At 65.6% G+C, this 23,288-nt stretch carries 18 protein-coding genes; 4 read left to right on the top strand and 14 right to left on the bottom strand.

From position 1 onward, the window contains the following. Positions 1–94: 94 nt before the first annotated feature. The 5 genes from AB4Y35_RS27465 to AB4Y35_RS27485 all read right to left on the bottom strand — a co-directional run bounded on the left by AB4Y35_RS27465 (position 95) and on the right by AB4Y35_RS27485 (position 6,105). The gene (locus AB4Y35_RS27465) at positions 95–1,792 is read right to left on the bottom strand and encodes an acid phosphatase (protein WP_368706843.1); all 1,698 of its coding nucleotides are present in this window, start codon (positions 1,790–1,792) and stop codon (positions 95–97) included. Between the two features lie 130 nt (positions 1,793–1,922). Then, positions 1,923–2,804, bottom strand: a complete 882-nt coding sequence (locus tag AB4Y35_RS27470) for a peptidase (RefSeq protein WP_368706844.1) — start codon at positions 2,802–2,804, stop codon at positions 1,923–1,925. Between the two features lie 53 nt (positions 2,805–2,857). Further along, positions 2,858–3,658: a transglutaminase domain-containing protein gene (locus AB4Y35_RS27475; protein WP_368706845.1), complete on the bottom strand. Its 801-nt coding sequence runs from the start codon at positions 3,656–3,658 to the stop codon at positions 2,858–2,860. Between the two features lie 52 nt (positions 3,659–3,710). Next, the gene (locus tag AB4Y35_RS27480) at positions 3,711–4,664 is read right to left on the bottom strand and encodes an alpha-E domain-containing protein (protein ID WP_324160191.1); all 954 of its coding nucleotides are present in this window, start codon (positions 4,662–4,664) and stop codon (positions 3,711–3,713) included. A gap of 34 nt (positions 4,665–4,698) precedes the next feature. Further along, positions 4,699–6,105, bottom strand: coding sequence for a circularly permuted type 2 ATP-grasp protein (locus tag AB4Y35_RS27485; RefSeq protein ID WP_324160190.1), 1,407 nt, complete (start codon positions 6,103–6,105; stop codon positions 4,699–4,701). Between the two features lie 287 nt (positions 6,106–6,392). On the opposite strand from AB4Y35_RS27485, the gene AB4Y35_RS27490 reads away from it, so the two are divergent. After that, positions 6,393–7,127: a DUF2459 domain-containing protein gene (locus tag AB4Y35_RS27490; RefSeq protein ID WP_368706846.1), complete on the top strand. Its 735-nt coding sequence runs from the start codon at positions 6,393–6,395 to the stop codon at positions 7,125–7,127. 270 nt (positions 7,128–7,397) lie between these two features. Here AB4Y35_RS27490 and AB4Y35_RS27495 read toward each other — a convergent pair whose 3' ends face one another. The 3 genes from AB4Y35_RS27495 to AB4Y35_RS27505 all read right to left on the bottom strand — a co-directional run bounded on the left by AB4Y35_RS27495 (position 7,398) and on the right by AB4Y35_RS27505 (position 11,243). Next, the gene (locus AB4Y35_RS27495) at positions 7,398–8,864 is read right to left on the bottom strand and encodes a glycosyltransferase family 2 protein (protein WP_368706847.1); all 1,467 of its coding nucleotides are present in this window, start codon (positions 8,862–8,864) and stop codon (positions 7,398–7,400) included. Positions 8,865–8,885: 21 nt separating this feature from the next. Further along, the gene (locus tag AB4Y35_RS27500; protein WP_368706848.1) at positions 8,886–9,503 is read right to left on the bottom strand and encodes a cytochrome b; all 618 of its coding nucleotides are present in this window, start codon (positions 9,501–9,503) and stop codon (positions 8,886–8,888) included. A 276-nt stretch (positions 9,504–9,779) separates the two neighbouring features. Next, on the bottom strand, positions 9,780–11,243 hold the full coding sequence (locus tag AB4Y35_RS27505) for a catalase (protein WP_368706849.1): 1,464 nt from the start codon (positions 11,241–11,243) through the stop codon (positions 9,780–9,782). A 446-nt stretch (positions 11,244–11,689) separates the two neighbouring features. Here AB4Y35_RS27505 and phaP point away from each other — a divergent pair, with 446 nt between their 5' ends. Continuing rightward, positions 11,690–12,253 (top strand): TIGR01841 family phasin, encoded by a 564-nt coding sequence (phaP, locus tag AB4Y35_RS27510; RefSeq protein WP_324160185.1) that lies wholly within the window; start codon positions 11,690–11,692, stop codon positions 12,251–12,253. A 135-nt stretch (positions 12,254–12,388) separates the two neighbouring features. Here the strand turns inward: phaP and AB4Y35_RS27515 are convergent, their stop codons facing one another. The 5 genes from AB4Y35_RS27515 to AB4Y35_RS27535 all read right to left on the bottom strand — a co-directional run bounded on the left by AB4Y35_RS27515 (position 12,389) and on the right by AB4Y35_RS27535 (position 16,975). Beyond that, complete coding sequence (locus AB4Y35_RS27515; protein ID WP_368706850.1) at positions 12,389–13,447, bottom strand: alpha/beta hydrolase; 1,059 nt, start codon at positions 13,445–13,447, stop codon at positions 12,389–12,391. Between the two features lie 25 nt (positions 13,448–13,472). Beyond that, positions 13,473–14,162, bottom strand: coding sequence for a FadR/GntR family transcriptional regulator (locus AB4Y35_RS27520; protein WP_069267343.1), 690 nt, complete (start codon positions 14,160–14,162; stop codon positions 13,473–13,475). 178 nt (positions 14,163–14,340) lie between these two features. Next, complete coding sequence (locus AB4Y35_RS27525) at positions 14,341–15,249, bottom strand: aldose epimerase (RefSeq protein ID WP_368706851.1); 909 nt, start codon at positions 15,247–15,249, stop codon at positions 14,341–14,343. A gap of 32 nt (positions 15,250–15,281) precedes the next feature. After that, a complete protein-coding gene (locus tag AB4Y35_RS27530) occupies positions 15,282–16,211 on the bottom strand; it encodes an SMP-30/gluconolactonase/LRE family protein (protein ID WP_368707211.1) in 930 nt (309 codons plus the stop codon). A gap of 29 nt (positions 16,212–16,240) precedes the next feature. Further along, complete coding sequence (locus AB4Y35_RS27535) at positions 16,241–16,975, bottom strand: ribonuclease activity regulator RraA (protein ID WP_368706852.1); 735 nt, start codon at positions 16,973–16,975, stop codon at positions 16,241–16,243. A 565-nt stretch (positions 16,976–17,540) separates the two neighbouring features. On the opposite strand from AB4Y35_RS27535, the gene AB4Y35_RS27540 reads away from it, so the two are divergent. Together AB4Y35_RS27540 and AB4Y35_RS27545 are read left to right on the top strand one after the other, a co-directional pair. Beyond that, the gene (locus tag AB4Y35_RS27540; RefSeq protein WP_368707212.1) at positions 17,541–18,797 is read left to right on the top strand and encodes an MFS transporter; all 1,257 of its coding nucleotides are present in this window, start codon (positions 17,541–17,543) and stop codon (positions 18,795–18,797) included. Between the two features lie 69 nt (positions 18,798–18,866). Next, entirely contained in the window at positions 18,867–19,691 is an 825-nt protein-coding gene (locus tag AB4Y35_RS27545; protein ID WP_368691207.1) for an NAD-dependent epimerase/dehydratase family protein, read from the top strand. 341 nt (positions 19,692–20,032) lie between these two features. Here AB4Y35_RS27545 and katG read toward each other — a convergent pair whose 3' ends face one another. After that, positions 20,033–22,213 carry a catalase/peroxidase HPI gene (katG, locus tag AB4Y35_RS27550; protein ID WP_368706853.1) on the bottom strand — a complete coding sequence of 727 codons (2,181 nt, stop codon included), beginning with the start codon at positions 22,211–22,213 and terminating at the stop codon, positions 20,033–20,035. Positions 22,214–23,288 lie beyond the last annotated feature (1,075 nt).

The raw sequence follows: 23,288 nt of genomic DNA on the forward strand, positions 1-23,288 counted from the left end.
AATTGCGTTCCGGATGGGCAACCCGGAGCGGCGGCGCAAACGTTTCGCGACAGCCGCCGCCCGCTCTCCCTCGATGCATCCATGCGTGCAGCACTCAGGCCAGATCGAGTGCCGCCGTGAGATCGCCGGGCGGCGTCTGCTCCCGCGAGAGGAACGTCTGATCGCGCGCGGCCACGCCGTCGAGCGGCGCGAGGCCATGCACGCGGCTGATGAAGCGCAGGATCGAGACCGTGTCGTAGAACGTGTGATCGACGTAGCCCTTCTTCGCGAACGGCGCGATCACGAGCGCCGGGATGCGCGAGCCCGGACCCCAGCGGTCGCCCACGGGCGGCGCGACCGGGTCCCACCAGCCGCCGTTCTCGTCGTGCGTCACGACGATCATCGTGTTCGCCCATTGCGGCCCGCGCTGGATGTGCTCGATCACGGCCGCGATGTGGCGGTCGCCCGACTCGACGTCCGCATAGCCGGCGTGCATGTTCAGGTTGCCCTGCGGCTTGTAGAACGTCACGGCAGGCAAGCGCCCTGCGTCGATGTCCGCGAGCAGACGGTTGGTCGACGGATCGTCGCCGAGGCCCGCATCGCGCAGGTGACGCGCGCGTGCGGACGTGCCCGGCGCGAAGTTGGCAAAGTAGTTGAACGGCTGGTGGTGATACTGGAAGTCGGGCACCGCGCCCGTGTCCTGATGGTCAAGCGCAAACTGCCAGGCGCCGCTATACCAGGCCCAGTCGACGCCCTTCGCCGAGAGCCGGTCGCCGATCGTCGCGTAGGTCTGCGGGCGCAGCACGCGCGGATTGGACGGATCGGCGAGCGCCGGGTTGCCGTCTACCGAAGGGCGCACGTTGCTCGGCTGATACGGCGGCGCCATCGTGTTGACGGCATAGCCATCAGGCGTGAAGAGGCCGTCGTTCACGAACTTCGGCGGCCCGTCGAGCGCCGAGGCCGGCGAGTTCGGCGCGACCTTCAGGCGCGTGCCGGTGGGATCGTCGCCCTCCACGACGGAGGCGAGATGCTTCGCGGCGCTCGTCTGGATATCGGCGTATTGCGGCACCTGCGCCGAGATCAGGAAGATGTGGTTGAGCCACGAGCCGCCAAACGCGGCCATGAAGAAGTTGTCGCAGAGCGTGTACTGCTGCGCGATATTCCAGAGCCGCAGCGTCTGCGCGGAGTTCTCGTAGAAGCCCATGACGAGGCCCCCCGAGTCGCCCCACGCGGCGAACTGGTCGTTGCGGCCCGCGTTGATCTGCATCTGGTTCTGATAGAAGCGATGGATCAGGTCCCGCGTGATGATGCCGTTCGGCAGCGGATTGCCGTGCGCATCCACGATACGGAACGGACGGTTGGACAGCCCCGTGATCTGGTGCTCCGCGATCATGTAACGCGTGCCGTCCAGCTCCTGCGCCTGGGGCACGAGGCCGCCCCAGATCTTCGGCAACTGCGGCAAGGGCGTCTTGCCGTCGCGATCGAGTTGCGCGTAGCGCTCGGCGCCCACATTCGCGAGCGGCGTTTGCACGCCGGGATAGTTGCCGTACAGATTGACGAAGCTGCGATTCTCCGCGTAGATCACCACGATCTGGCGCACCTGGTCGCGCAACGCGGCATCGACGCGCGCGTCGGCGGCGCTGCGCGGCGCGCCCGCCGCGCTCTGCGCCGGCGTCTCGCAGCCGCCGAGCGCGAGGCCCACGCCGACCGCCGCCAGCCCGCCGAGCACACGGCGGCGCGCGGGGTCGTCCGGACCGGCGGGAATGGAAGGTTCGTCTGGGCGCCCGTTCCTGGGTTCGTCGTTCTGCTTCATCAGCCTGCCTCCTTTGTCGAGGGGACGCGCATTGCGCGCGGCGTACCGCGAATATTACGCAGCAGGATACCGGTTCCGCAGTTGACGAGGCAAAAAGGCAGCGCACAAGCGCTTCACTGAAGCCGCCCTTTTAGCCGTCGCGCGGCATACGCGGCGCGCTTGCGGCACCGTGCGGCTGGGCTTGCGCGAGCGTTTGCGCGGGACGCGGTTCGCTCGCGTGCCCCTCATGCGCGGCGCGCGGGGCGCTGGGCAACGTCGTGCGCTCGCGGCGCGGCACATCGCCTTCGTCGGTCCAGAGCGGATCGGGAATCTCACCGAAGACCTGGCGCAGCCGCTCGCCCCACGTCGAATGGATCATCTGGAAATACGCATTCGACTGGTCGAGCGACGCGTATCGCGTGACACGCAGCGCGTCGCGCTCGTACACGAGCAGGTCGAGCGGCAGGCCGACCGAGAGGTTCGAGCGCAGCGTCGAGTCCATGGAGATGAGCGCGCACTTCGCGGCCTCGTCGAGCGGCGTGCCCGGCGTCAGCACACGGTCGATGATCGGCTTGCCATACTTCGACTCGCCGATCTGGAAATACGGATTGACGCTCGACGTCTCGATGAAATTGCCGGCCGCGTAGATCTGGAACAGCCGCATGGCATGGCCGCCGATCTGGCCGCCGAGAATGAAACTGCAGTTGAAGTCGACGTTGAAGGTCTTGAGCGCTTCCGCGTCGCGCCGGTGCACTTCGCGCACGGCTTCGCCCACCACGCGCGCGGCCTCGACCATGGTCGGCGCGTTCCAGAGCGTGGCGCGCCCCGCTTCCTGCGGCTCGGTCAGCACCTGCAGCGTGGCCTGCGTGATGGCCAGATTGCCCGCGACGAGCAGCACGAGCACGCGCTCGCCGGGCTCCTCGAACACGGCCATCTTGCGCGACGTGCTGATGTGATCGACACCCGCATTCGTGCGCGTGTCCGCAAGAAACACGAGCCCCTCATTCACTGCCATTGCCACACAGTACGTCATGCGCCTCCCTGCCCGTCCCTGACTTCGCCGCTCGTTTTGTTATAGCGGCGAAACTATTGCTGCGACTGCTGCGCGCTCACGTGCACGCTGACATCGAGCGTTTCTCCCGCCCCGCCCACGCGGCGGCCGCGAACCGGCGCGGCCGCGTCGTAGTCGCGCCCCACGGCGATCCGGCAATACTTTTCGCTCGCGAAACACGCGTGCGTAACGTCCACCGTCACCCAGCCGTTGTCGAGCCACACGTCGACCCATGCGTGGCTCGCCATTTCGGACACGTCGCCGGGGTCGAGATAGCCGCTCACGTAGCGCGCCGGCACGCCGCGCGCGCGGCACACCGCCAGCATCACATGCGCGTGATCCTGACACACGCCACGGCCTAGCGCCAGCGCGTCCGCCGCGGTGTGTGTCACATCCGTGACACCGGGCTCGTAGCGCACGCGCTCCGTGATGCGCGAGGCCGCGTCGAGTATGGCGGCGGTATCGTCCAGCGACGCCAGGCTGAACGCAAATTCCGTGAGTGCCTCGTCGGCTTCGGTGAGGCGCGTCGGCGAAGTGAAATGGTGCGTCGGCACCATGCCCTCGCCTTCGGGCAGCCGGCCGTCGGGCAGCGCCACGGTCTCGACTTCGCCGCGCACGCGCAGGCGAATTTCCTTATGCGGACGCGTGAGCACCAGCGTCATCAGCGCGTTGCCGTAGGCGTCGCGGCATGCGTCGAGCTTGCCCGGCGCCTCGACCAGCCATTGCTTGACGATCTGCGTGGGTGTAGTGAGCGGCGACAGCCGCAACTGCTGGATCGAATAATGCACGGGCGCTTCGTAGCGGTACACCGTGTCGTGCCGGACCGCGAGTTGCATGACGTCAATCCTCCATCGAGACGATTGGGAGTTCGATGAGCGCGGGATCGCGCTAACCGACCGGCAACATCAGATAGGTGCGCGCCACCTGATTGCCCAGCTCGTACACGCGCGCGAGAAACTGCGTGAGAAACGTATGCACGCCCAAGGAGAAGATCTGCCGCAGGTCCGCATAAAGCAGCTCGGCGCGCAACTTGCCCGCGGTGCGCTCGACTTCGCGCGAGCTATCGGTGCGCAGCATCGCGAGATTCGTGCAGACGCCGTCGAGCGACGCCAGCAGCGAGCGCGGCATTTGCTGGTTGAGGATGAGCAGCTCCACCACGCGCGCGGGCGTCACCACGTCGCGGTAAACCTTGCGATAGATTTCGAGCGCGGAAACCGAGCTGAGAATCGAGGTCCAGTAATAGAAGTCCTCGAGCTGACGCGCGGCCGAACGCGAGTCGGCATTTTCCACGTCGACGAAACGCACGTCGAGAATGCGCGCCGTGTTGTCTGCGCGTTCGAGGAACGTGCCGAGCTGCGTGAAGAACAGTGCATCGTCCTGCAACGCCGTGCCGAGGCGCACGCCGCGCGACAGATGCGAGCGGAACTTCACCCACTCGAACAGCGCATCGGGACGCGCTTCCAGCTCGCTGCCGCGCAACAGCTCGACGAATTGCAGCCACGTGTCGTTGATCGTTTCCCACCATTCCGTGGTGAGCGTGCCGCGCACCGCGCGCGCGTTCTCGCGGGTCGCCTGTAGACACGAGTAGATGCTCGACGGGTTCGTTGGATCCGCCACCAGAAACTTGAGCACGTTGCTGCTGGTCGTTTCCTCGTGGCGCGCATCGAAGGCGGGCTCCAGTTCGGAGATCCGCAGCATCGCGCGATGCGTGCGCGCCTCGGCGTCCGCGCTGCCGGGCAGCAGGAGCGCCTTCAGATTGATGTCCAGCATGCGCGCGGTATTCTCCGCGCGCTCCATGTAGCGGGCCATCCAGAACAGATGATCGGCGGTGCGGCTCAGCATGGTCGAACCTCTTGGTGTGGTATGGCCAGTGAAATCATTCGAGCACCCACGTGTCCTTGGTCCCGCCGCCCTGCGACGAGTTGACGACGAGCGAGCCTTCCTTGAGCGCCACGCGCGTGAGGCCGCCGGCCGCCATCTGGATCGTCTTGCCGGAGAGCACGAAGGGCCGCAGATCGATATGGCGCGGCGCGATGCCCGCTTCGACGAAGGTCGGGCAAGCCGACAGCGACAGCGTGGGCTGCGCGATGTAATTGCCTGGCCGCGCGAGCAGCCGGGTGCGAAACGCCTCGATTTCCTCGCGAGTGGATGCGGGACCGACCAGCATGCCGTAGCCGCCCGCGCCGTGTACTTCTTTCACGACGAGGTCCGGCAAATGTTCGAGCGTCCAGGCGAGATCGTCGGGCCGGCGGCATTGCCAAGTCGGCACGTTCTTCAGGATCGGCTTTTCGCCGAGATAGAACTCGATCATGTCGGGCACATACGGATAGATCGACTTGTCGTCGGCGACGCCCGTGCCCATCGCATTCGCGAGTACGACGCGGCCCGCGCGGTACGCCGTGAGCAGGCCCGGCACGCCGAGCGCAGAGTCGGGGCGAAACGCCAGGGGATCGAGAAAATCGTCGTCCACGCGCCGGTAGATCACGTCCACGCGACGCGGCCCCTGCGTCGTGCGCATGAATACGTAGTTATCCTCTACGAAGAGATCTTTACCCTCCACCAGCTCGACGCCCATTTGCTGCGCGAGGAACGTGTGCTCGAAATACGCGGAGTTGTACATACCGGGCGTGAGCAGCACGACGGTCGGATCGTCCACGCCTTCCGGCGCCACCGAGCGCAGCGTATCGAGCAGCAGATCGGGATAATGCGCGACCGGCGCCACCTTGTGCTGCACGAACAACTCGGGAAAGAGCCGCATCATCATCTTGCGGTTTTCGAGCATGTACGACACGCCGGAGGGCACGCGCAAATTGTCTTCGAGCACGTAGAACGCGCCGTCGCGCCCATCGCGCACGATGTCGATGCCCGCGATATGCGCATACACGCCGAGCGGCAGGTCGATGCCCTGCATCTCCGGCCGGTACTGCGCATTGGTGTAGACCTGCTCGGCCGGTATCACGCCGGCGCGCACGATGTTGCGCTCGTGATAGACGTCGTGCAGGAACAGATTTAGCGCCTGCACGCGCTGGCGCAGTCCGCGCTCGAGCAGAACCCATTCGTCTGCGGGAATGATGCGTGGAATGAGGTCGAAAGGAATGAGCCGTTCGGTGCCGGAGAGGTCGCCGTTCACCGCGAACGTGATCCCGACCCGCCTGAACAACAGGTCCGCCTCGGCGCGCTTGCGCGCCATCGTCTCGCCAGTCTGCCGCTCGAGCCACCGCTGGAAGCGTTCGTAGTGCGGGCGCACCGCGCCCTCGTCGCGCATTTCGTCATGGACTTGCATCGGTTCGTTCTCGCGCGTGAGTGCAACTGCGTCAGCGGCGCCGCCGCGTTTCGTCTCATGAATGAGGCGAGATGCGCTGCGCGCTGCAGTACAGGCTAAAAAGCAAGGCGTATGCCATCGGCTGAGCCTGATTTCATGCGCTCGATTGGTGCAACGCGGGCGGGATCGGCCGTGTCGAAACGGGGCATGCCAATGCAGCGCCGCATTTGCGCTTCAAGCTGGTGCAACGCGCTCGCGCGGCATGCTATATGCAGGCGCAGCACGCAACTGGAGGGCCCTGAGTTCCAATGACCGAAGCGACCTGCGTGAACGAGCGTCCAACGAGAATTGCTGCCTGGCGAGCGCTTTGCGCGATCGTGCTCGCGCTCGCACTCGGCGCATGCGCGAACATGGCCGGCCCCTTGCCGGCCGCGATCGAACCGGCGGCCGGTGATGGCCCACCGCGCACGTCCGTTGCCGTCGTGCAGCGCGACTGGCACACCGACATCTGCCTGCGTGTGCACGACGCCGATGTCTGGGTCGACGCACTTGCGCGCGGCTTCGACGACGCAACCGTTCTGTGTTTCGGCTTTGGGGAGAGACAGTTCGTGGTGGAACGCCGCCACGATCCGCTGACGATGATCGGCGCGCTCATGCCGAGCCAGGCCACCGTGCTGATGACGGTACTGCGCGCGGCCCCGGAGGCGGCCTTCGGCTCGCAGAACGTCGTGGAGGTGCCAGTGGACGACGCCGGGCTTGCCAGCGTTCAGCGCTATCTGCGCACTTCGCTGGAAACCGATGCGGATGGCGCACCGCGCCGCCTCGCCGACGGACCCTATACGGGCAGCGTCTATTTCGCGGCGTCAGGGACTTACGACGCCTTGCATACCTGCAACACGTGGACCGCGCGAGCCTTGCGCTCGGCGGGTCTCGACGATGTACCGGACGTGCTGTTCGCGCGCAGCCTGATGCGCGAAGTGCGGCACGCGCTGGACACGAAAGCGCCGGACGGCGCGATGCCCAACGCTGCCGCAAGTCGGTGAATCGATCAGCACGGCGCAACACAAGCCGCACCCGGCGGGGGTGGCGGCGCCTCGGTGGCCGGCTGCTGCGGGACGACGACGGTCCGCGGCGGCGGCGGGTTGGGATCGCTGCTGCTGAACGACAGGCAGCCTGCTAGTGCGAGCGGCAATAGTAAAGCGAGGACGCTGAATCGATACATTTGACTCTCCCTGACCGGTTTAAAGGCCGGCACCGCGCGCTTTGCGCGGCCCTTTTAAGCTGGGAGCAAGTCGAATGCCACGGAAATCAGATCATTGAGACGCCGCGCTCTCGCGGCTACGCGCCGCCGCCAGCCCGGTGCGGCTTTGCACGCCCCACTTGCGCCGCCCGAGCAGGAAATGCAGCCAGCCGAGCGCCGCGCCGCTGTGGCGCATCAACTGGAACGAGAACGGCTCGAAGATGGCGGCGAGAAACGCCATGCCGAAACTCGAGTGCGTGCGGTCGCCGCTCCAGCGCCGGTAGAGATGTACGGAGTACAGATGAAACGCGAGGTCGATCGCGATCTTGCCGACGATCACGCCCAGCACAGGCAGCACGATCGTGAAGCGGCCGTCGAACAGGAAGCCGATCAACAGCGCGAACGCCGTCAGTCCATAAATGGGCTGCACGGTGTCGAATGCCTTCACGGGCAGCATCATGAGGCCGAGCTTGCCGTACTTGCGGTTGCCGGTCATGTCGCGATACCAGTACTGGGTTTGCAGGAAGCCCGCGAACCAGCGGCGGCGCTGACGCAGGAAGGTCGTGAGCGTACCGGGCGCGTCGGTGCGCGCGCGGGCAGTGCCGAGCACGCGCACGTCCCAGCCCAGGCCCTTGCGCGCCGAATGACGGCGCAAGCGGTGAATCAGTTCGTAGTCCTCGACGAGGCAATCCGCATCGAAGCCGCCCACGGCCATCACGGCATCGCGGCGAAAGCCCGCAAACGCGCCCGAGATGAGCAGCAGGCTGTCGGCGCGCATCCACGCGAAGCGCGAGATGAAATTGCGGATGTACTCGTAGGTCTGGAACCACTGGAAAAAGCGCCCGCTCAACGTATGGTCGCAAACCGGCGTGAGCAGGCCCGCCGCCGCGACCAGCGCCGGCTCGCGGCCAAACGCGCTCGCCATCGCGGCGCATGCGTCGGGTTCGAGCAGCGTATCGGCGTCCACGGTCATGACCGTTTCCGTTGCGATCGCAAGCAACGCCGCGTTGAGCGCGCACGCCTTGCCGCCGTGCGCGAGCTTCAGCCAACGCAGATTCGGATACTGCGGCGAAGGCGCGCTCAACTGGCCTTCGCCCGGGTCGGCCAGACCATAACGCTGCGCGAGCAAGGCAGCCGTGCCGTCGGTCGAGCCATCGTCGGCGATCACGATCTGCTGCGGCGCGCGGGTCTGCGCGAACAGCGCGTCGAGGGTGATCGGCAGCACGGCCGCTTCGTTGTGCGCGGCGACGATCACGCCGAGCGTCGGCAGCTTCGCCGCGCCTGCGGCTGCGGGCGCTGTCGCAGGCGCAAGCAGCACGCGCGCCTTCCAGGCGACGAACAACAGCAACACCGTGTCGTAGACGACATAGGCAATGCCGGTGGACCACGCGACCACGCCTTGCAGGAAGAACGCGCGCGCAAACAGCACGAACCAGAGCGCCATGACGCCCAGGTGGATCGCGATGCTCGCGAATGGCGTGGGAGGCGGTACGAGGCGCGGCGACGTGCGGGCGAGCGCCTCTTCAAGCGTGTTTTTCAAGTCGTACCCTTCTCGTGTTGCTCACGGCATCATCCGGCGCAGCACCGAACGACGATCGATCCATTGATGCTTGAGTGCGCCCGCAATATGCAACGCGAGCACGCCATAGAGCGCATAGCTGCACGCGGTGTGCAGCGCGCCGAACTGGTTGTGCAACTGCTCCTTCGTGGCCGCATCGAGGTTCATGATGAAGCCGATGCGCGGCCATTGCACGAGGCCGAAGAGATACATGGGATGCGAGGCGGCGGCGACCCATGCGGAGTCGTGCAGCCAGCCGGAAAGCGGCATCGCGAAGATCAGCACGTAGAGCGCGACGTGCGCGGCGTGGGCCGACGCGCGCTCCCAGCCCGGGAATTCGGCGGGCAGCGCAGGCGGGCGATGCGTGAGACGCCACAGCACGCGCAGGATCGCGAGCCCGAGTACGGTAATGCCGATCGACTTGTGCGTATCGATCACGAAGCGAATGGCGGTGTCCGAAAGCGCGCCGTCGGGCAGCAGCGCGGCTGTCAGGCCCAGTGCGACGTTCGCGAGGATCAGTAGCGCGATCAACCAGTGCAATAGCACGGCAACGCGCGTGTACTTTTGCGCGCCAGCGTCGGCACCGACAAACGGGGATTCGGCGGAAAGGGGAGTTTTCACGTGGGCTTGGCCGTTGCGGATCAGTAGGGATAACGCCCGATGCGGCAAATTTATTCCCGCCGCGCGCGGTCCGCCGGCGGGATGGCGCGATGCGGCCCACACGGCGACTCGCGCATTATGCCCCCTCGTCCCTGACGCTGCAGAATCCGCCAGATGACGGTTCTGCCAGTTTGGCGGCGGCCGGCCGTCATGCGCTGCCCCCGCAACGTCCGCGCACAAAAGAAAAACCGGAACGGGTCTTGCGACCCGTTCCGGTTCTCTCGCGGCTTCGGCGGCTTACTTGCCGCTGCCCGCCTGCTTTTCGACTTGCGCGCCCACCTCGGCGTCGATCTTCTTCCAGTAGTCGAACACGCGCTCGCGCACGGGACTGCCCACACCGCTCAGGCTCGCCACCACCTGCTGGATCAGCGCCTCGCGCTGCTTGTCGTTGTAGACGTTGCGCACGAGATCGTGCGCCTGGCCGAAATCGTCGTCTTCCGCGTGCAGCGAGTAGGCGCTGCGCACCATGTCGCCGTCCGCTTCCCAGCCGTCGTCCGCCGCGCCCGTCGCATCCGCCCACGGACGGCCGAAGCTGTTCGGCACGTAAGTCGGTGCGTTGCCGCTATGTTCGTAGGTCATGTTGCCGTCGAACATATAGGTCTGCACCGGCACCTTCGGACGATTCACCGGCAGCTGGTTGAAGTTCGTGCCGATCCGCGCGCGCTGCGCGTCGTTATAGGCGAACGCGCGGCCCAGCAGCATCTTGTCCGGCGAGAGGCCGATGCCCGGCACCGTGTTGCCCGGCGAGAACGCGGCCTGCTCGATCTGCGCGAAGAAGTTCTCCGGATTGCGATTGAGCGTCATCGTGCCCACCTTGATGAGCGGATAGTCCTTGTGCGACCACGTCTTCGTGAGATCGAACGGATTGAAGCGGTACTTCTTCGCCTCCGCATACGGCATGACCTGCACGGAGAGCGTCCACGACGGAAATTCGCCGCGCTTGATCGCATCGAACAGATCGCGGCGGTGGTAGTCGGCGTCGTCGCCTGCCATCGCCGCGGCTTCGGCGTTGGTGAAGAACTGCATGCCCTGGTTGGTGTGGAAGTGGTACTTCACCCAGAACTTCTCGCCCTTCGCGTTCACCCACATAAAGGTGTGCGAGCCGTAGCCGTTCATGTGGCGCCACGTCTTCGGCAAGCCGCGCTCGCCCATCAGATAGGCGACCTGGTGCGCCGACTCGGGATTGTTGGTCCAGAAGTCCCATTGCATCTCGCCATCGCGCAGGCCCGAGTCGGGCAGACGCTTCTGGCTGCGGATGAAGTGCGGGAACTTCATCGGGTCGCGCACGAAGAAAACCGGCGTGTTGTTGCCGACGAGGTCGTAGTTGCCCTCGGTCGTGTAGAACTTCAGCGAAAAGCCGCGCACGTCGCGCCAGGTGTCGGGGCTGCCCATTTCGCCCGCAACGGTCGAAAAGCGCGCCAGCATTTCCGTGCTCGCGCCCTTCTGGAACAAGGCGGCCTTCGTGTAGCGCGACACATCCTCGGTGGTCTTGAATTCGCCGAACGCGCCGGCGCCCTTCGCATGCGGCTGGCGCTCGGGCACCTTCTCCCGGTTGAAATGCGCCATCTGCTCGAGGAAATGCACGTCGTGCAGCACGATCGGGCCGTCAGGACCGACCGTGAGCGAGTTACGGTCGCTGACAGCCGGCGCGCCCGTGCTCGTCGTGGAATGACCGGCAGACTTGTCGTTCGATACACCCATTACCGCTCTCCTGAGGATTCGCGAATGGCGGCTGCGCGCACCGCGCCCGTTCGACTGCGACAGCAGGTTCGAGCCGCAGTCGGGACCGCCACCGCTGGATTGGGGGACCAACCCGGGCTGCGCACAGGCGCCAACCTTCGCCGCCAGCGCTTGCCCGAGGGAGCGGCCATTTTGCGCGCAGACGCAAAGCGCTGCGCTCAAGCGGTTCACGCGTCGCGCAGCCCAGCTTAGGCGCCTGCGGCCATGTTGGAAATTTCCACCAAAAATCAGGCGTTTACATAATTGTTGCGACGCACAAAAAGTTCTTGACACGTTTTATGGATCGGTTACTATGAACTCGATTGCTGCATCGCACAAAACCTTCTCTGCGCGAACCGGTGATCGAACCGAAAGTTTGTTTTCGTAACCGAAACCGACGCGTAGCGTCCCCCCAAAAGGAAAGAGACATGAACCTGCCGACCCCCGAACAGTTCGCCGCCAACCAGAAAGCCGGTCTCGAGGCCCTCTTCGGCCTGACGAGCAAGGCATTTGAAGGCGCGATCAAGCTCGCCGAACTCAATATCGAAACGGCCCGCTCGGCGTTCGCTGAAGGTCAGGAACAAGCTCATCGCGCGTTCTCGGCCAAGGACCCGCAAGGCTTCTTCGCCGTGCAAGCCGGCTTCGCCCAGCCCGCCGCTGAAAAGGCGATGGCCTATGGCCGTAGCGTCTACGGCATCGTTTCGGCCACGCAAGCCGAATTCGCCACGGCCGCGCAGTCGCAGTACGAAACGCAGCAGCGCGCACTCGAAACGCTCGTCGACAACGCCGCGAAGAACGCCCCGGCCGGCTCGGAAGCCGCTGTCGCCGCAATCAAGTCGGCACTGAACGCCGCCAGCAACGCGTACTCGTCGGTGAACAAGGCTGCGAAGCAAGCTGTTGAATTCGCGGAAAGCAACTTCGACGCCGCCGGCAAGGCCGCGACGAAGGCCGTCGCGCAAGCGTCGGCACGCGCCGCCAAGCAGGCTGCCTAAAGCGTTACGCTTCACTTTCCGCTGACGGGGGCAACAGCTGCCGCCAGCCGGATTGAAGACGGGCGTGGATCTCGTGCAATGCGAGTTCCACGCCCGTTTGCTATTGGAGGGTCCAGCGCAACGCGGCGTCGGCCGTCAAGGCGCGCAGCCTGGCGTATCGAACATCGTCGCCAAGGCGCAACTCGACGTGAGCATGCGCGCGCCGTCGTGGCCCACGCCGGGGACGATATGTAACGTCTGGTTCAGGCCGTCCGGGTGACGGGTTCGCAGGTAGCGGTAGAAGCCTTGCGCGCGCGCCATGCGTTGCGCGCCCTGCGCCCGCGCAGCACAACTCTTGTCGAGCGATACCGAGGCCGGGTCGACGTCGTTGCCACCCGCGAGGTAGACGATGCGCCGCTTCACGTAGTCCGTTTCGAGTTGCGCGGGCGTGCGCCCGGCGATGGCCGCCGGGCGGTTCTCCATGCCGTATTTCCAGCGGTCGAAGCCCGCGCAGCGCGTGGCATCGAATGCCGCTGGCGCGCCGTTCGCGTCGGGCCGCTGCGCGTCGAAATACGCGTACGACGACGGGTTCGCCACCACGAAACGCACGTCGATGCCCTCGGCGGCAAGCGCGTCCGTATGCGAGGCGATCGCGTAGCGCTGCAGCACCTGGGCGCCGCCCGAGTGCCCCGCGAACACGATCGTTTTCAGATTGGGAAACCGATGCCGGTCGGCGAGATGCCGCGCAATGTCGTCCAGCACGGCGTATGAACTCACCGGCGCGCCGCTCGCGGCGTCCGCGCCGGCCATCCACGCGTTGCCGCGCCAGCTCAGCAGATCGCCCGCTGCGTGGTGCGCGCTCACGTCGGCGGTGGCGAGAAACTGTGGGGCGACGAGCAGCGTGCCCGCCGGATCGACGCCCGCCAGCTCGCGCGCATGCTGCGCGGTGCGAAAGTAGGTATCGGCGTTACGCAGCCGTCCGTGCACGATGACCACCGCGCGCTGGACGGCGGGTTGCGGGACGTTCCAGTCCGCGCTCACATACAGCGGAAATTGCGCGCGGCCTTGCGGGGTATCAACGACCATGCGCGCGTCGGCGATCACGCTGACGGGCCGCACGTCACGCGCCTGTGCGGGTGCCGGCGCAACGATCAGCGCGCTCGCCGCGATCGCCACAGTCACAACAGCCAGCCGGCGCAGAGCGTTTGAACCCATGAAGGCACGCGCCGCGAAGGCGGGCTCAGGAGCCGAACATCCGGTTCACCGCGCGCTCGAGATGCGCGCGCATGGCGGTCGATGCGCGCTCGGGGTCGCGCGCCTGGATCGCTTCGAGCACTTCGAGGTGTTCCTGCTGCACGAGGCGCTGCCGCTCGATCGACTTCACGAGCGAGAGGTTGCGCGACAGGTTCATGCTGAACACCATCTGCTCCTGGATGCCCGAGAGCGCCGTGATGAAGAACTGGTTCTTCGAGGCGCGCGCCACGGCCATATGGAACGCGAAGTCGTCTTTCGCGCCGATGCCCGAGGTCTCGATGATGGTCTGCAGGTTGTCCCACTCGCGCTGGATCGCGGCGATGTCTTCGTCTTCGGCCTTTTGCGCGGCCAGCGACGCCGCCCCGGCTTCGACCACCACGCGGTATTCGTAGCAGCGGCGAATGTCCGACAGCGTTTCGAGCGGCGCGAAGCGGCGCACGTCCGGATCGGGACGCCGCATGACCGTCGTGCCCGAGCCGTGGCGCGTGGCGATGATGCCGTCCGCGCGCAGCTGGGCAAGCGCCTCGCGCACCGTGGGGCGCGAGGTCGCGAAGCGCTCCGCGAGCATGTGCTCGGTCGGCAGGCGCTCCCCTTCCTTGTATTCGCCCTCGATGATGCGGTTGAGGATGTCGCTGTAAATCCGCGCCGGCATATTCGGCGCTTTCTGCTCAGACATGATCGGACGGTGCACTTTGGGTTGTCAGGAGTGTCGTCAATTGTAAGTCATATGGCGGGCCGATAGCGTCCACCTGCCCCCGGCCAGCCCCCATTTTGCGGGTGTTTCCGCCCTTTCCGTCCCGCTTTACCAATTTGCGGCCAATTTACGGCCGCTTGCACTTTTGCGCTGCCGCGCCCTACCGCAGTGCACTTACGCGGATGCGCAGGGCCGCTTTCTGCGTCTCTCCCGGCTCCAGCCAGCGCAGGCCGAGGCCGGTGTGGATCGCGTCGGGCAGGCCGAGCCACGGCTCGACGCAGTAAAAGTCCGAATCGGGCGCGAGCGTCCAGGTCGTGACCGCATACCACGACGCCGAACCGGGCCGGCGCAGATCGATTTCGATCGCGCGCTGCTGCGACGGCATCTCGATGCGCACGGGCACCTCCGGCTCGCCGTCGAGGCAATGAAAGCGGTCGATGATCTGCGCGTCGTCGAAGCGGTAGTGCGTCGCGCCCGGCGCGGCCCCGGTCGTCGTGCCGTCCGGCAACTGACGGCGCTGCACATTGCGCGGCAATGCGATCGTCGCCTCGCCGCGCTGCGCGTGCGGAAGCGCGAAATAGAAGTGATGGCCCGCGTAGTACGGCATGCGAGCCTCGCCCGTGTTCGTCGTGCTCAGTTCCACGTCGAGTGTCGTTTCGTCGGCGAGCCGGTAGGCCGCCTCGAAGCGAAACCCGAACGGGTACATCGCGCGCGTCGACGCGCTGTCGGTGAGCGTCATGCGCACGCCGTCGCCCTGCGGCGCGATCTGCGCCGCGAACGGCAGATCGCGTGCGAAGCCATGCAGCGGAATCTCGCGCACCACGCCCTGTGCGTCGCGCCAGCGGCCCACATGGCCGTCGACCCACTGTCGCGCGATGAACGGGAACAGCAGCGGATTGCCGCCGCGGATCAGCCCCGGCTTGCTCCAGTCCGGCTCGTCGGGCCAATGGATGATGGGCGCGCCGCCGACCGTCCACGACAGCAGACGCCCACCGGCTTGCGGCGCGACGAGCAGCCGCGACGCGCCGCGTGCGAGTTCGATGACGTCCTGGTTCTGAAACTGCGGCATATCGTCAACGCGTAATGGGCAAAGGGCAAAGGTCAGTCAGTCGCGCGCAGCGAACCCGCGAAAGCGGGCTCGGGCAGGCCACGCACACCGGCGTCGATGGCGAATACCAGGCCGTCCAGCTCGCCGGTTTGCGGCGGGCAGATCGTCGTGACGTAAAGCACGTCGAGGTTGGCCCCGCCGAACGCGCACATCGAAGGCTTCGCCACCGGCACCGCCACGCTGCGCTCGAGCCGCCCTGCGGGCGTGAAGCGCAGCAGGCGGCCCGCGTCGTTCGCGCAGATCCAGTAGCAGCCGTCGGCGTCCACGGCCGCGCCGTCGGGGCGCCCCGTGTAGTCGTGCAGATCGGCGAACACGCGGCGATTCGTGGGCACGCCGTCGTCGATGTCATAGTCGAAGGCCCAGATCAGGCGGCTCGATGCATGCGAATCGGACAGATACATCGTGCGGCCGTCCGGCGACCACGCGAGGCCGTTCTGCGTGCACAACCCCTCGACCACGGGCGCCGACAAGCCGTCTTGCGCCGTGTAGCGATAGAGCTTGCCCGCCGGGTCGGGCGCCGCCGCGTCCTGCACCATCGTGCCGGACCAGAAACGGCCCTGACGATCGCAGCGGCCGTCGTTGAAACGCATACGCGCGGCCTCGTGCGCCACGCACGCGAGCGGCCGCACGCTCGCCTCGCCTGCCCGCACGTGCGCGGCCGGTTCGTGCAGCGTCACGGCGAAAAGGCCCGTCTCCAGCGCCGCGAGCACGCCGCCATCGCGCGCGAACGCGAAGCAGCCGATGCGCTCCGGCAGCGCCCACTCGGTGCGGCGCGCCGTGTCGACCGCATAGCGCACGAGCGTTTGCGCGGGAATATCGACCCAGTAGAGCGCGCTTTCCTCGGCGCGCCACACGGGGCACTCGCCGACCGACGAGCGCCGCGCGTCGTGCGCCTCGAGTGGACGCGCCGGCGGCGTCGACACCGCGTCGAGCGTCACGTCGTGCTGCGTGCTCAACGCTGCTCCTTCTTCCAGGCTTCGTACGCGACGAGCGTCGCCTCGTTCGGCGGATAGGTGCCCGGCAGCGCCGCGCCCGCCTCGATACGTTCGGTGATGAAGCGCTCGAGCGTCTCCTGCTCCGTGGCGTCGCGCGCGACTTCCTCGGCCAGGTGACGCGGAATCACGACCACGCCGTCCGCATCGCCGACGATGATGTCGCCCGGAAACACGGCCACGCCGCCGCAGCCGATCGGCACGTTCAGATCGACCGTATGGTGCTTGCAGAGATTGAGCGGCGCCGAGGCGCCCGCGCAGAACACCGGAATGCCGAGCGCCGCGATGGTCGCGCTGTCGCGCACCGGGCCGTCCGAGACCATGCCGGCCACGCCGCGCACCTTCATGCGCGTGGCGAGGATCGAGCCCATCGAGGCGGCATCGGTCACGCCGCGGCAGTCCTGCACGAGCACCGCGCCCGCGGGCACGGTCTCGACGCCCTTGCGCTGCGGATGCTCGGGGTTCTGAAACGCGCTCAGCTGGTCGAGATCCTCGCGCGCAGGGATGTTGCGCATCGTGAAGGCCGGACCGACCAGATTGGGAGCGCCCGGCGCCGGTGCGGCGAGCGGCTTCACGCCCTGCAGGAAGACATTGCGCAGGCCGCGCTTGAAAAGTTGCGTGGTGAGCGTGGCGTTGGAAACGTGGCGCAGCTGTTCGAGCGCGGCATCGCTCACGGGGATGGCGGGGGAAGTCATCGTGTCTCGTCCGTTGTCGTGTGTCGTGGTGCGCGTGGCGCGGGCGGCGGCTCGAAAAACTGTCGAGCGGATGGGTCGCATTGTTGTAATACAACACGAAAATTGTCAACCCGCCATTACGCTGCGGGCCGCCCCAGGATGTATGACGACTCGTCTTCGGACAGGCGTGAACTCGCTCGTAAGATCCGGCAGATGCTGCCTGTGAAAACGTGACTCAGGTCAACAAATGCCCGTCCAGCGGCCGCGCCGGGCGTCCGACCCCGATCCCGCACCAGGGAAATCCCCAGCGCCTCAAGATTTGCTTTACAACTTTGGTCCAAATAGAATGATGTCTTACATGAAGGGCCCGATGCGCACCGGCGCGGCCCTTCATCCCGGCCAGCGGGAGACCAGCACCGCTGCCGCCTGAAGCGACCCAGGCCAGCACGGGGCGCCACGCACAGAAACACAGCCATTCGGGCTCACCTTCCGGCACAGCTTCGTGCCGGAGCCCGCCAACAGCAGGAGACGCGCAGTGCAACGCAAGACAATCAAGGGGGTGCGGTGGTGGATCATCGGCCTCATCATGATCGGCACCATCTTCAACTACCTCGCGCGCAGCTCGCTCGCGGTGGCCGCCCCCACGCTGACTGAAACGCTTCACATGACCACGCAGCAGTACTCGTACGTGGTCACGGCCTTCCAGGCCTGCTATGCCCTCGCGCAGCCGATCGCCGGTTTCGTGCTGGACTCCGTGGGCATCAAGATCGGCTTCGCGATCTTCGCGTTCGGCTGGGCCATCGCCAACATGCTGCACGGCCTCGCCGGCAGCTGGCCCGCGCTCGCGGCTTTCCGCGGCATGCTCGGCATGACCGAAGCCGCGATCTTCCCGGCCGGGATGAAGGCCATCAGCGCATGGTTCCCGGCGAAGGAGCGCTCGGTCGCGACCGGCTGGCTCAACACCGGCACCTCGATTGGCGCGATGCTCGCTCCGCCGCTCGTCGTGTGGTGCATTCTCAAGTTCAACTGGCAGTTCGCGTTCGTGGTCACCGGCGGCGGCGCGCTGATCTGGGTGGCGCTGTGGCTCGTGTTCTTCAAGATGCCCGCGGAACACCCGCGGCTCTCGCAGGAAGAGGCCGACTACATCCGCGAAGGCCAGACCGAAGCGCAGAAGTCGACCCGCGGCCGCCGCGCCTCGTTCAAGGAAGTGCTCAAGACGCGCCGCTTCTGGGGCATCGGCATTCCGCGCATGCTCGCGGAACCGGCATGGCAGACCTTCGGCGCGTGGATTCCGCTGTACATGGTCACCGTGCGTCACATGAACCTGAAGGAAATCGCGCTGTTCGCGTGGATGCCATTCCTCGCCGCCGACCTCGGCTGCCTCGTGGGCGGCTACCTCGCGCCGCTCTTCATCCGCTGGTTCGGCTGCTCGCTCATCACCTCGCGCAAGCTCGTCATCACGACCGGCGCGCTGCTGATGGTCGGTCCGGCCTGCGTGGGCCTCGTTGCGAGCCCCTACGCCGCCATCGCCCTCTTCTGTGTCGGCACGTTCGCACACCAGACGATATCGGGCGCGCTGTTCACGCTGGCGTCGGACGTGTTCGGCCAGCACGAAGTCGCCACGGCCACGGGTCTCTCGGGCATGTTCGGCTACCTCGGCGCGACGGTGTTCTCGCTCATCGTCGGCGCAGTGGCCAGCACGATCGGTTATAACCCGTTGTTCGTGTGCCTCATGCTGTTCGACATCATCGGCGCCTGCGTGGCATGGCGACTGATCTCGAACGAGCAGAAGGACAATGCGGACAACCTCGCGCTTCAGTCCTCGCATAAAGTGAAGGCCTGATCGCCCTGTTCACCGGCCGGCGCCCGCAAGGGTGCCGGCTTTCGGCATTTCTACGTGAGGACAATCACAGTGAAGAAAGTTGCATTGACCGGTGCGGGCGGCCAGCTCGGCACCGTGTTACGCAAGGGCCTGCTCGAACGCGGCGTGAACCTGCGTTCCGCGGCCGGCTCGAAGCCGCTCGAACCGCTCGTCGCGGGCGAAGACGTGATGCACGGCGACCTGCGCGACCCCGCCGTGGTCGACCGCCTGCTCGACGGCGTGGATGTGCTGATCCACATGGCCGGCACGAGCGTCGAGCGCCCCCTGCCCGAGATCATCGAGAACAACCTGCGCGGTCTCGTCGAAGTCTACGAAGGCATGCGCCGCCATGGTACGAAGCGCATGCTGTTCGCGAGCTCGAACCACGCGATCGGCATGTACCCCGTGGAAGAGAAGCTCACACTCGACTGCGCGTTTCGCCCGGACGGTTTCTACGGTCTTTCCAAGGCATGGGGCGAATCGCTCGCGCGCCTTTACTGGGACAAGCACGGCATCGAAACCGTGAACGTGCGCATCGGCAGCTGCCTGCCGAGGCCCACCGAGTTCCGTCAATTGAGCACGTGGTTCGGCCACGAGGATCTGTTCCATCTCGTCGATCGTGTGATCAATGTCGATGAGATCGGCTTTGCCGTGGTGTGGGGCGTGTCGAACAACACACGCAGCTACTGGATTCAGGAAGGCGCGCACGACGACGCGAAACGCCTTGGCTATGAGCCGAAGCAGAATTCGGAAGACTGGGCCGCTGAGATTCTGGCGCAGCAGAACCCGCTCGACGCGACGGCGCAGCGGTATCAGGGCGGCAGTTTCGCCAGCTTCGATTTCACGCCGGTGGAGCAGCGCGGCAAGCGGTCTTGATTCGCCGCTTTTCCGGTGTTTGCGTTTGAGCGCCCCTCGGGGGGCGCTTTTTTTTGGGGTTCTTCGGGGGTTTCTGGGGAGAGCGATTGCGGATGGAGTGTAGCCGGCCATGAAGCGCCATTCGCGTCGGCATGAAGTCGGACATTTGGGCGGCGGCATCGCCCCGTTGTCGGACGCTCGCGTATCGATACCGCACGCTGAAGAGACTGCGTGTGCGGGCGGTGAGGCGCGGCAGGCTGATCGCGTTTTGGACCACGTGAAAAAAGCCGGAGGCGCAAACCTCCGGCTTTGCATACTGCTCGCGCGGCTCATGTCTGGCAGCCGCCCGCTGTCCTCTCGTGTCAGGCGAGGTCAAAGCGGTCAAGGTTCATCACCTTGACCCAGGCGGACACGAAGTCGCTGATGAAACGCTCCTTGCCGTCGGCGCTGCCGTAAACCTCGGCCAGCGCGCGCAGTATTGAGTTCGAGCCGAACACGAGGTCCACGCGGGTGCCCGTCCACTTGATCTGGCCCGTCTTGCGGTCATAGCCTTCGTAAATCTCGCCGGCCTGCTTCCACTCGGTACCCATGTCGAGCAGATTGACAAAGAAGTCGTTAGTGAGGGCGCCCGGTGTTTTCGTGAAGACACCGTGCTTGCTGCCGTCTGCATTGATGTTGATAGCGCGCAGGCCACCGATCAGCGCGGTCATCTCCGGGGCCGTCAGGGTCAGCAACTGGGCCTTGTCGATCAGCAATGCATCGGCCGGAACCGGCGACCGGGTCTTCTCAAAGTTGCGGAAGCCATCGGCGACGGGTTCAAGAACAGCCATCGCGACTGCATCGGTCTGCGCGGCGGTGGCATCGACGCGGCCCGGCGCGAACGGCACCGTGAGCGTGAGGCCCGCTGCCTTTGCAGCCATTTCGATGCCGACGCTTCCGGCCAGCACGATCACGTCGGCGAGCGACGCCTTGCCCGAAGCCTTCTGGATTTCTTCCAGCTTCGCCAGCGTGCCGGCGACGGCCTTGTTGGCGGCCCAGTCGTTCTGCGGCGCGAGCCGGATGCGCGCGCCGTTGGCCCCGCCGCGCTTGTCCGAACCACGGAAGGTCGAGGCCGCTGCCCACGCAACCGCGACGAGTTCCGAAGCTGACAGGCCCGAAGCCGCGATCTTCGCCTTGAGATCAACGATGTCAGTCTCGCCCGGATGGTGCGTCGCCGCAGGTAGCGGGTCTTGCCAGATCAGGTCTTCACGCGGCACTTCCGGGCCGAGGTAGCGTGCCTTTGGGCCCATGTCGCGGTGAGTTAGCTTGAACCAGGCGCGCGCGAACGCTTCGGCAAGCGCCTGCGGATCGTCGAGAAAGCGCCGCGAGATCTTCTCGTACGCAGGGTCGAAGCGCAGCGACAGGTCGGTTGTGAGCATGGTCGGCTTGCGCTTGGGCGAATCGGGCCTCGGCCCGGGGATGACCGCTTCGGCATCCTTGGCGACCCACTGGATGGCGCCCGCCGGGCTTCTTTCCTGTTCCCATTCGTACTTGAAGAGGTTTTCGAAAAAGGCATTGCTCCATTGCGCGGGCGTTTGTGTCCACGTGACTTCGATGCCGCTGCCGATCGCGTCGCCGCCCGTGCCCGATTTGTAGGTACTGGCCCAGCCGAGGCCCTGCAGTTCAACCGGAGCCGCTTCGGGAGCGGGCCCCACGTGGTCGGCCGATCCCGCGCCGTGGGTCTTGCCGAAAGAATGACCGCCGGCGATCAGCGCGACGGTCTCCTCGTCGTTCATTGCCATGCGCGCGAAGGTTTCGCGGATGTCGACCGCCGCCGAGACCGGGTCGCCATTGCCGTCCGGGCCCTCAGGATTGACGTAGATCAGGCCCATCTGTACAGCGGCGAGCGGATTATCGAGATCGCGCTTGCCCGAATAGCGGCTCTGCTTGTTGTCCGGATCGTTGCTGAGCGCGAGCCAGGTCGTTTCCGCGCCCCAGTACACGTCGGTATCCGGCTCCCAGGTATCTTCGCGGCCGCCGCCGAAGCCGAAGGTGCGGAAGCCCATCGTCTCGAGCGCGACGTTGCCCGTCAGAACCAGCAGGTCGGCCCACGAAATTTTCTGGCCGTACTTCTGCTTGATCGGCCACAGCAGGCGTCGCGACTTGTCGATGTTGACGTTGTCGGGCCACGAGTTCAGTGGCGCGAAGCGCTGCTGGCCGCGGCCTGCGCCACCGCGCCCGTCGACCGTACGATAGGTACCGGCGGCATGCCAGGCCATACGGATGAATTGCGGGCCGTAGTGACCGAAGTCGGCCGGCCACCATTCCTGCGAGTCGGTCATGAGCTTGCGCAGGTCGGCTTTTAGCGCTGCATAGTCGAGTTTCTTGAACTCCTCGCGGTAGCTGAATTTCCGACCAAGCGGATCAGATCTGTCGGAATGTTGATTCAGAAGGTCGACGCGTAGCTGGTTGGGCCACCAATCCTGATTGGTCATGGTGCCAGCGACGACGCGTGTGGCAACGGAGGCATCGCCCGAGAACGGGCATTGAGCTTCGGATGGCATCGTTCTCTCACTAAGTCACGGTTGTTCAAAGGCCATGCCAGCACCACGACATGCAGGCGGGCACAACCCGCTAGCCCAGCATAGTCCATTCTTTCGACAAGCTTATTGAGATGCGCTATGGCGGCGATAGCCCTTGACACCGAAGTTGATGGTCGCCGAAGCCTGCCGGATTTTCGCGTCGCCCGGGAAAACAGGTTGCGAGTGGACCGCAGACCTGACATGCCTGCCTGGATATTCCCGGCGCCCAAGCCCAGCGTGTTACTGTCTGAAGCACCCCAAACCCGGACGTTCGTCGGCCAACGACGAACGTCCGTAGTGGCTTGACCGCGGCCCACCGCATCGGGAGCTAGTGGGCCAATACCCATTGGCCTGCGCTCGCACTCGGACATTGGGATGTCGGATCGCTCCTGGAAACGATCCTTAGCTCGCCGATGCTTGAGCACCCAGCCGAAGAGCTGATTCACAAGTTAGATAATGTTCGGCCGAGGTACTTGAGTCCACCCAGAAACCGGGTCCGCTCTGCAATGGAACCCAGCGGTTTGCTTCCTATCGTCCCCCGACCGGTCTACTCCAACTCTTCTAACGAGGTGTCACGTGACCTTTCCTCATTGTGACAGCCGCAGTGCCGACCCGAACGATCGCCGATGGAAGGCGCTCGGATTCGGCCATAAGACTTCTTCGGATAGTACGTGGCGATGGTGGAGCGAAGCGGCCGGCAAAGGACCGTGGCGCATTGCGGCTCCGTTTGGCATGGCCGAGTATCAACTTGTCGGGAGAAAGCTCTACCTCGACGACAACCTCGTTCTCGAAGGGAAGTCGCAGTGGGATGCGACCTGGCGCGCAATTGCGCACTTCTATGCAGAAGTTGTGCCGAACACCCCACCGCCGCCATTGGCGCCCCCGCAGTAGTATCGGCGCTGGTCTGTTGAGAGGCGACGGGCCCTTACAGTAGGCTGTTGTACCCTTGGAAGCAGCCACTGATGTGCGCTAGTCCTGAAGGTCTCTTGAGGGTCGGCTACGGAAGTTCGATGCTGCGCGGACCCGCAGGCTATCGGCCGAGGAAGTCAGGTACGAC

This window comes from Paraburkholderia sp. EG286A (assembly GCF_040965375.1).
Taxonomy (GTDB): Bacteria; Pseudomonadota; Gammaproteobacteria; order Burkholderiales; family Burkholderiaceae; genus Paraburkholderia.

Bases quoted from the DNA above. Each gene is read 5' to 3' on its own strand.
- AB4Y35_RS27535 (WP_368706852.1), bottom strand. From the start codon at position 16,975: ATGACTTCCCCCGCCATCCCCGTGAGCGATGCCGCGCTCGAACAGCTG.
- AB4Y35_RS27490 (WP_368706846.1), top strand. From the start codon at position 6,393: ATGACCGAAGCGACCTGCGTGAACGAGCGTCCAACGAGAATTGCTGCC.
- AB4Y35_RS27480 (WP_324160191.1), bottom strand. From the start codon at position 4,664: ATGCTGAGCCGCACCGCCGATCATCTGTTCTGGATGGCCCGCTACATG.
- AB4Y35_RS27515 (WP_368706850.1), bottom strand. From the start codon at position 13,447: ATGGGTTCAAACGCTCTGCGCCGGCTGGCTGTTGTGACTGTGGCGATC.
- phaP (WP_324160185.1), top strand. From the start codon at position 11,690: ATGAACCTGCCGACCCCCGAACAGTTCGCCGCCAACCAGAAAGCCGGT.
- AB4Y35_RS27470 (WP_368706844.1), bottom strand. From the start codon at position 2,804: ATGACGTACTGTGTGGCAATGGCAGTGAATGAGGGGCTCGTGTTTCTT.
- katG (WP_368706853.1), bottom strand. From the start codon at position 22,213: ATGCCATCCGAAGCTCAATGCCCGTTCTCGGGCGATGCCTCCGTTGCC.
- AB4Y35_RS27520 (WP_069267343.1), bottom strand. From the start codon at position 14,162: ATGTCTGAGCAGAAAGCGCCGAATATGCCGGCGCGGATTTACAGCGAC.
- AB4Y35_RS27505 (WP_368706849.1), bottom strand. From the start codon at position 11,243: ATGGGTGTATCGAACGACAAGTCTGCCGGTCATTCCACGACGAGCACG.
- AB4Y35_RS27475 (WP_368706845.1), bottom strand. From the start codon at position 3,658: ATGCAACTCGCGGTCCGGCACGACACGGTGTACCGCTACGAAGCGCCC.
- AB4Y35_RS27485 (WP_324160190.1), bottom strand. From the start codon at position 6,105: ATGCAAGTCCATGACGAAATGCGCGACGAGGGCGCGGTGCGCCCGCAC.
- AB4Y35_RS27465 (WP_368706843.1), bottom strand. From the start codon at position 1,792: ATGAAGCAGAACGACGAACCCAGGAACGGGCGCCCAGACGAACCTTCC.
- AB4Y35_RS27540 (WP_368707212.1), top strand. From the start codon at position 17,541: ATGATCGGCACCATCTTCAACTACCTCGCGCGCAGCTCGCTCGCGGTG.
- AB4Y35_RS27525 (WP_368706851.1), bottom strand. From the start codon at position 15,249: ATGCCGCAGTTTCAGAACCAGGACGTCATCGAACTCGCACGCGGCGCG.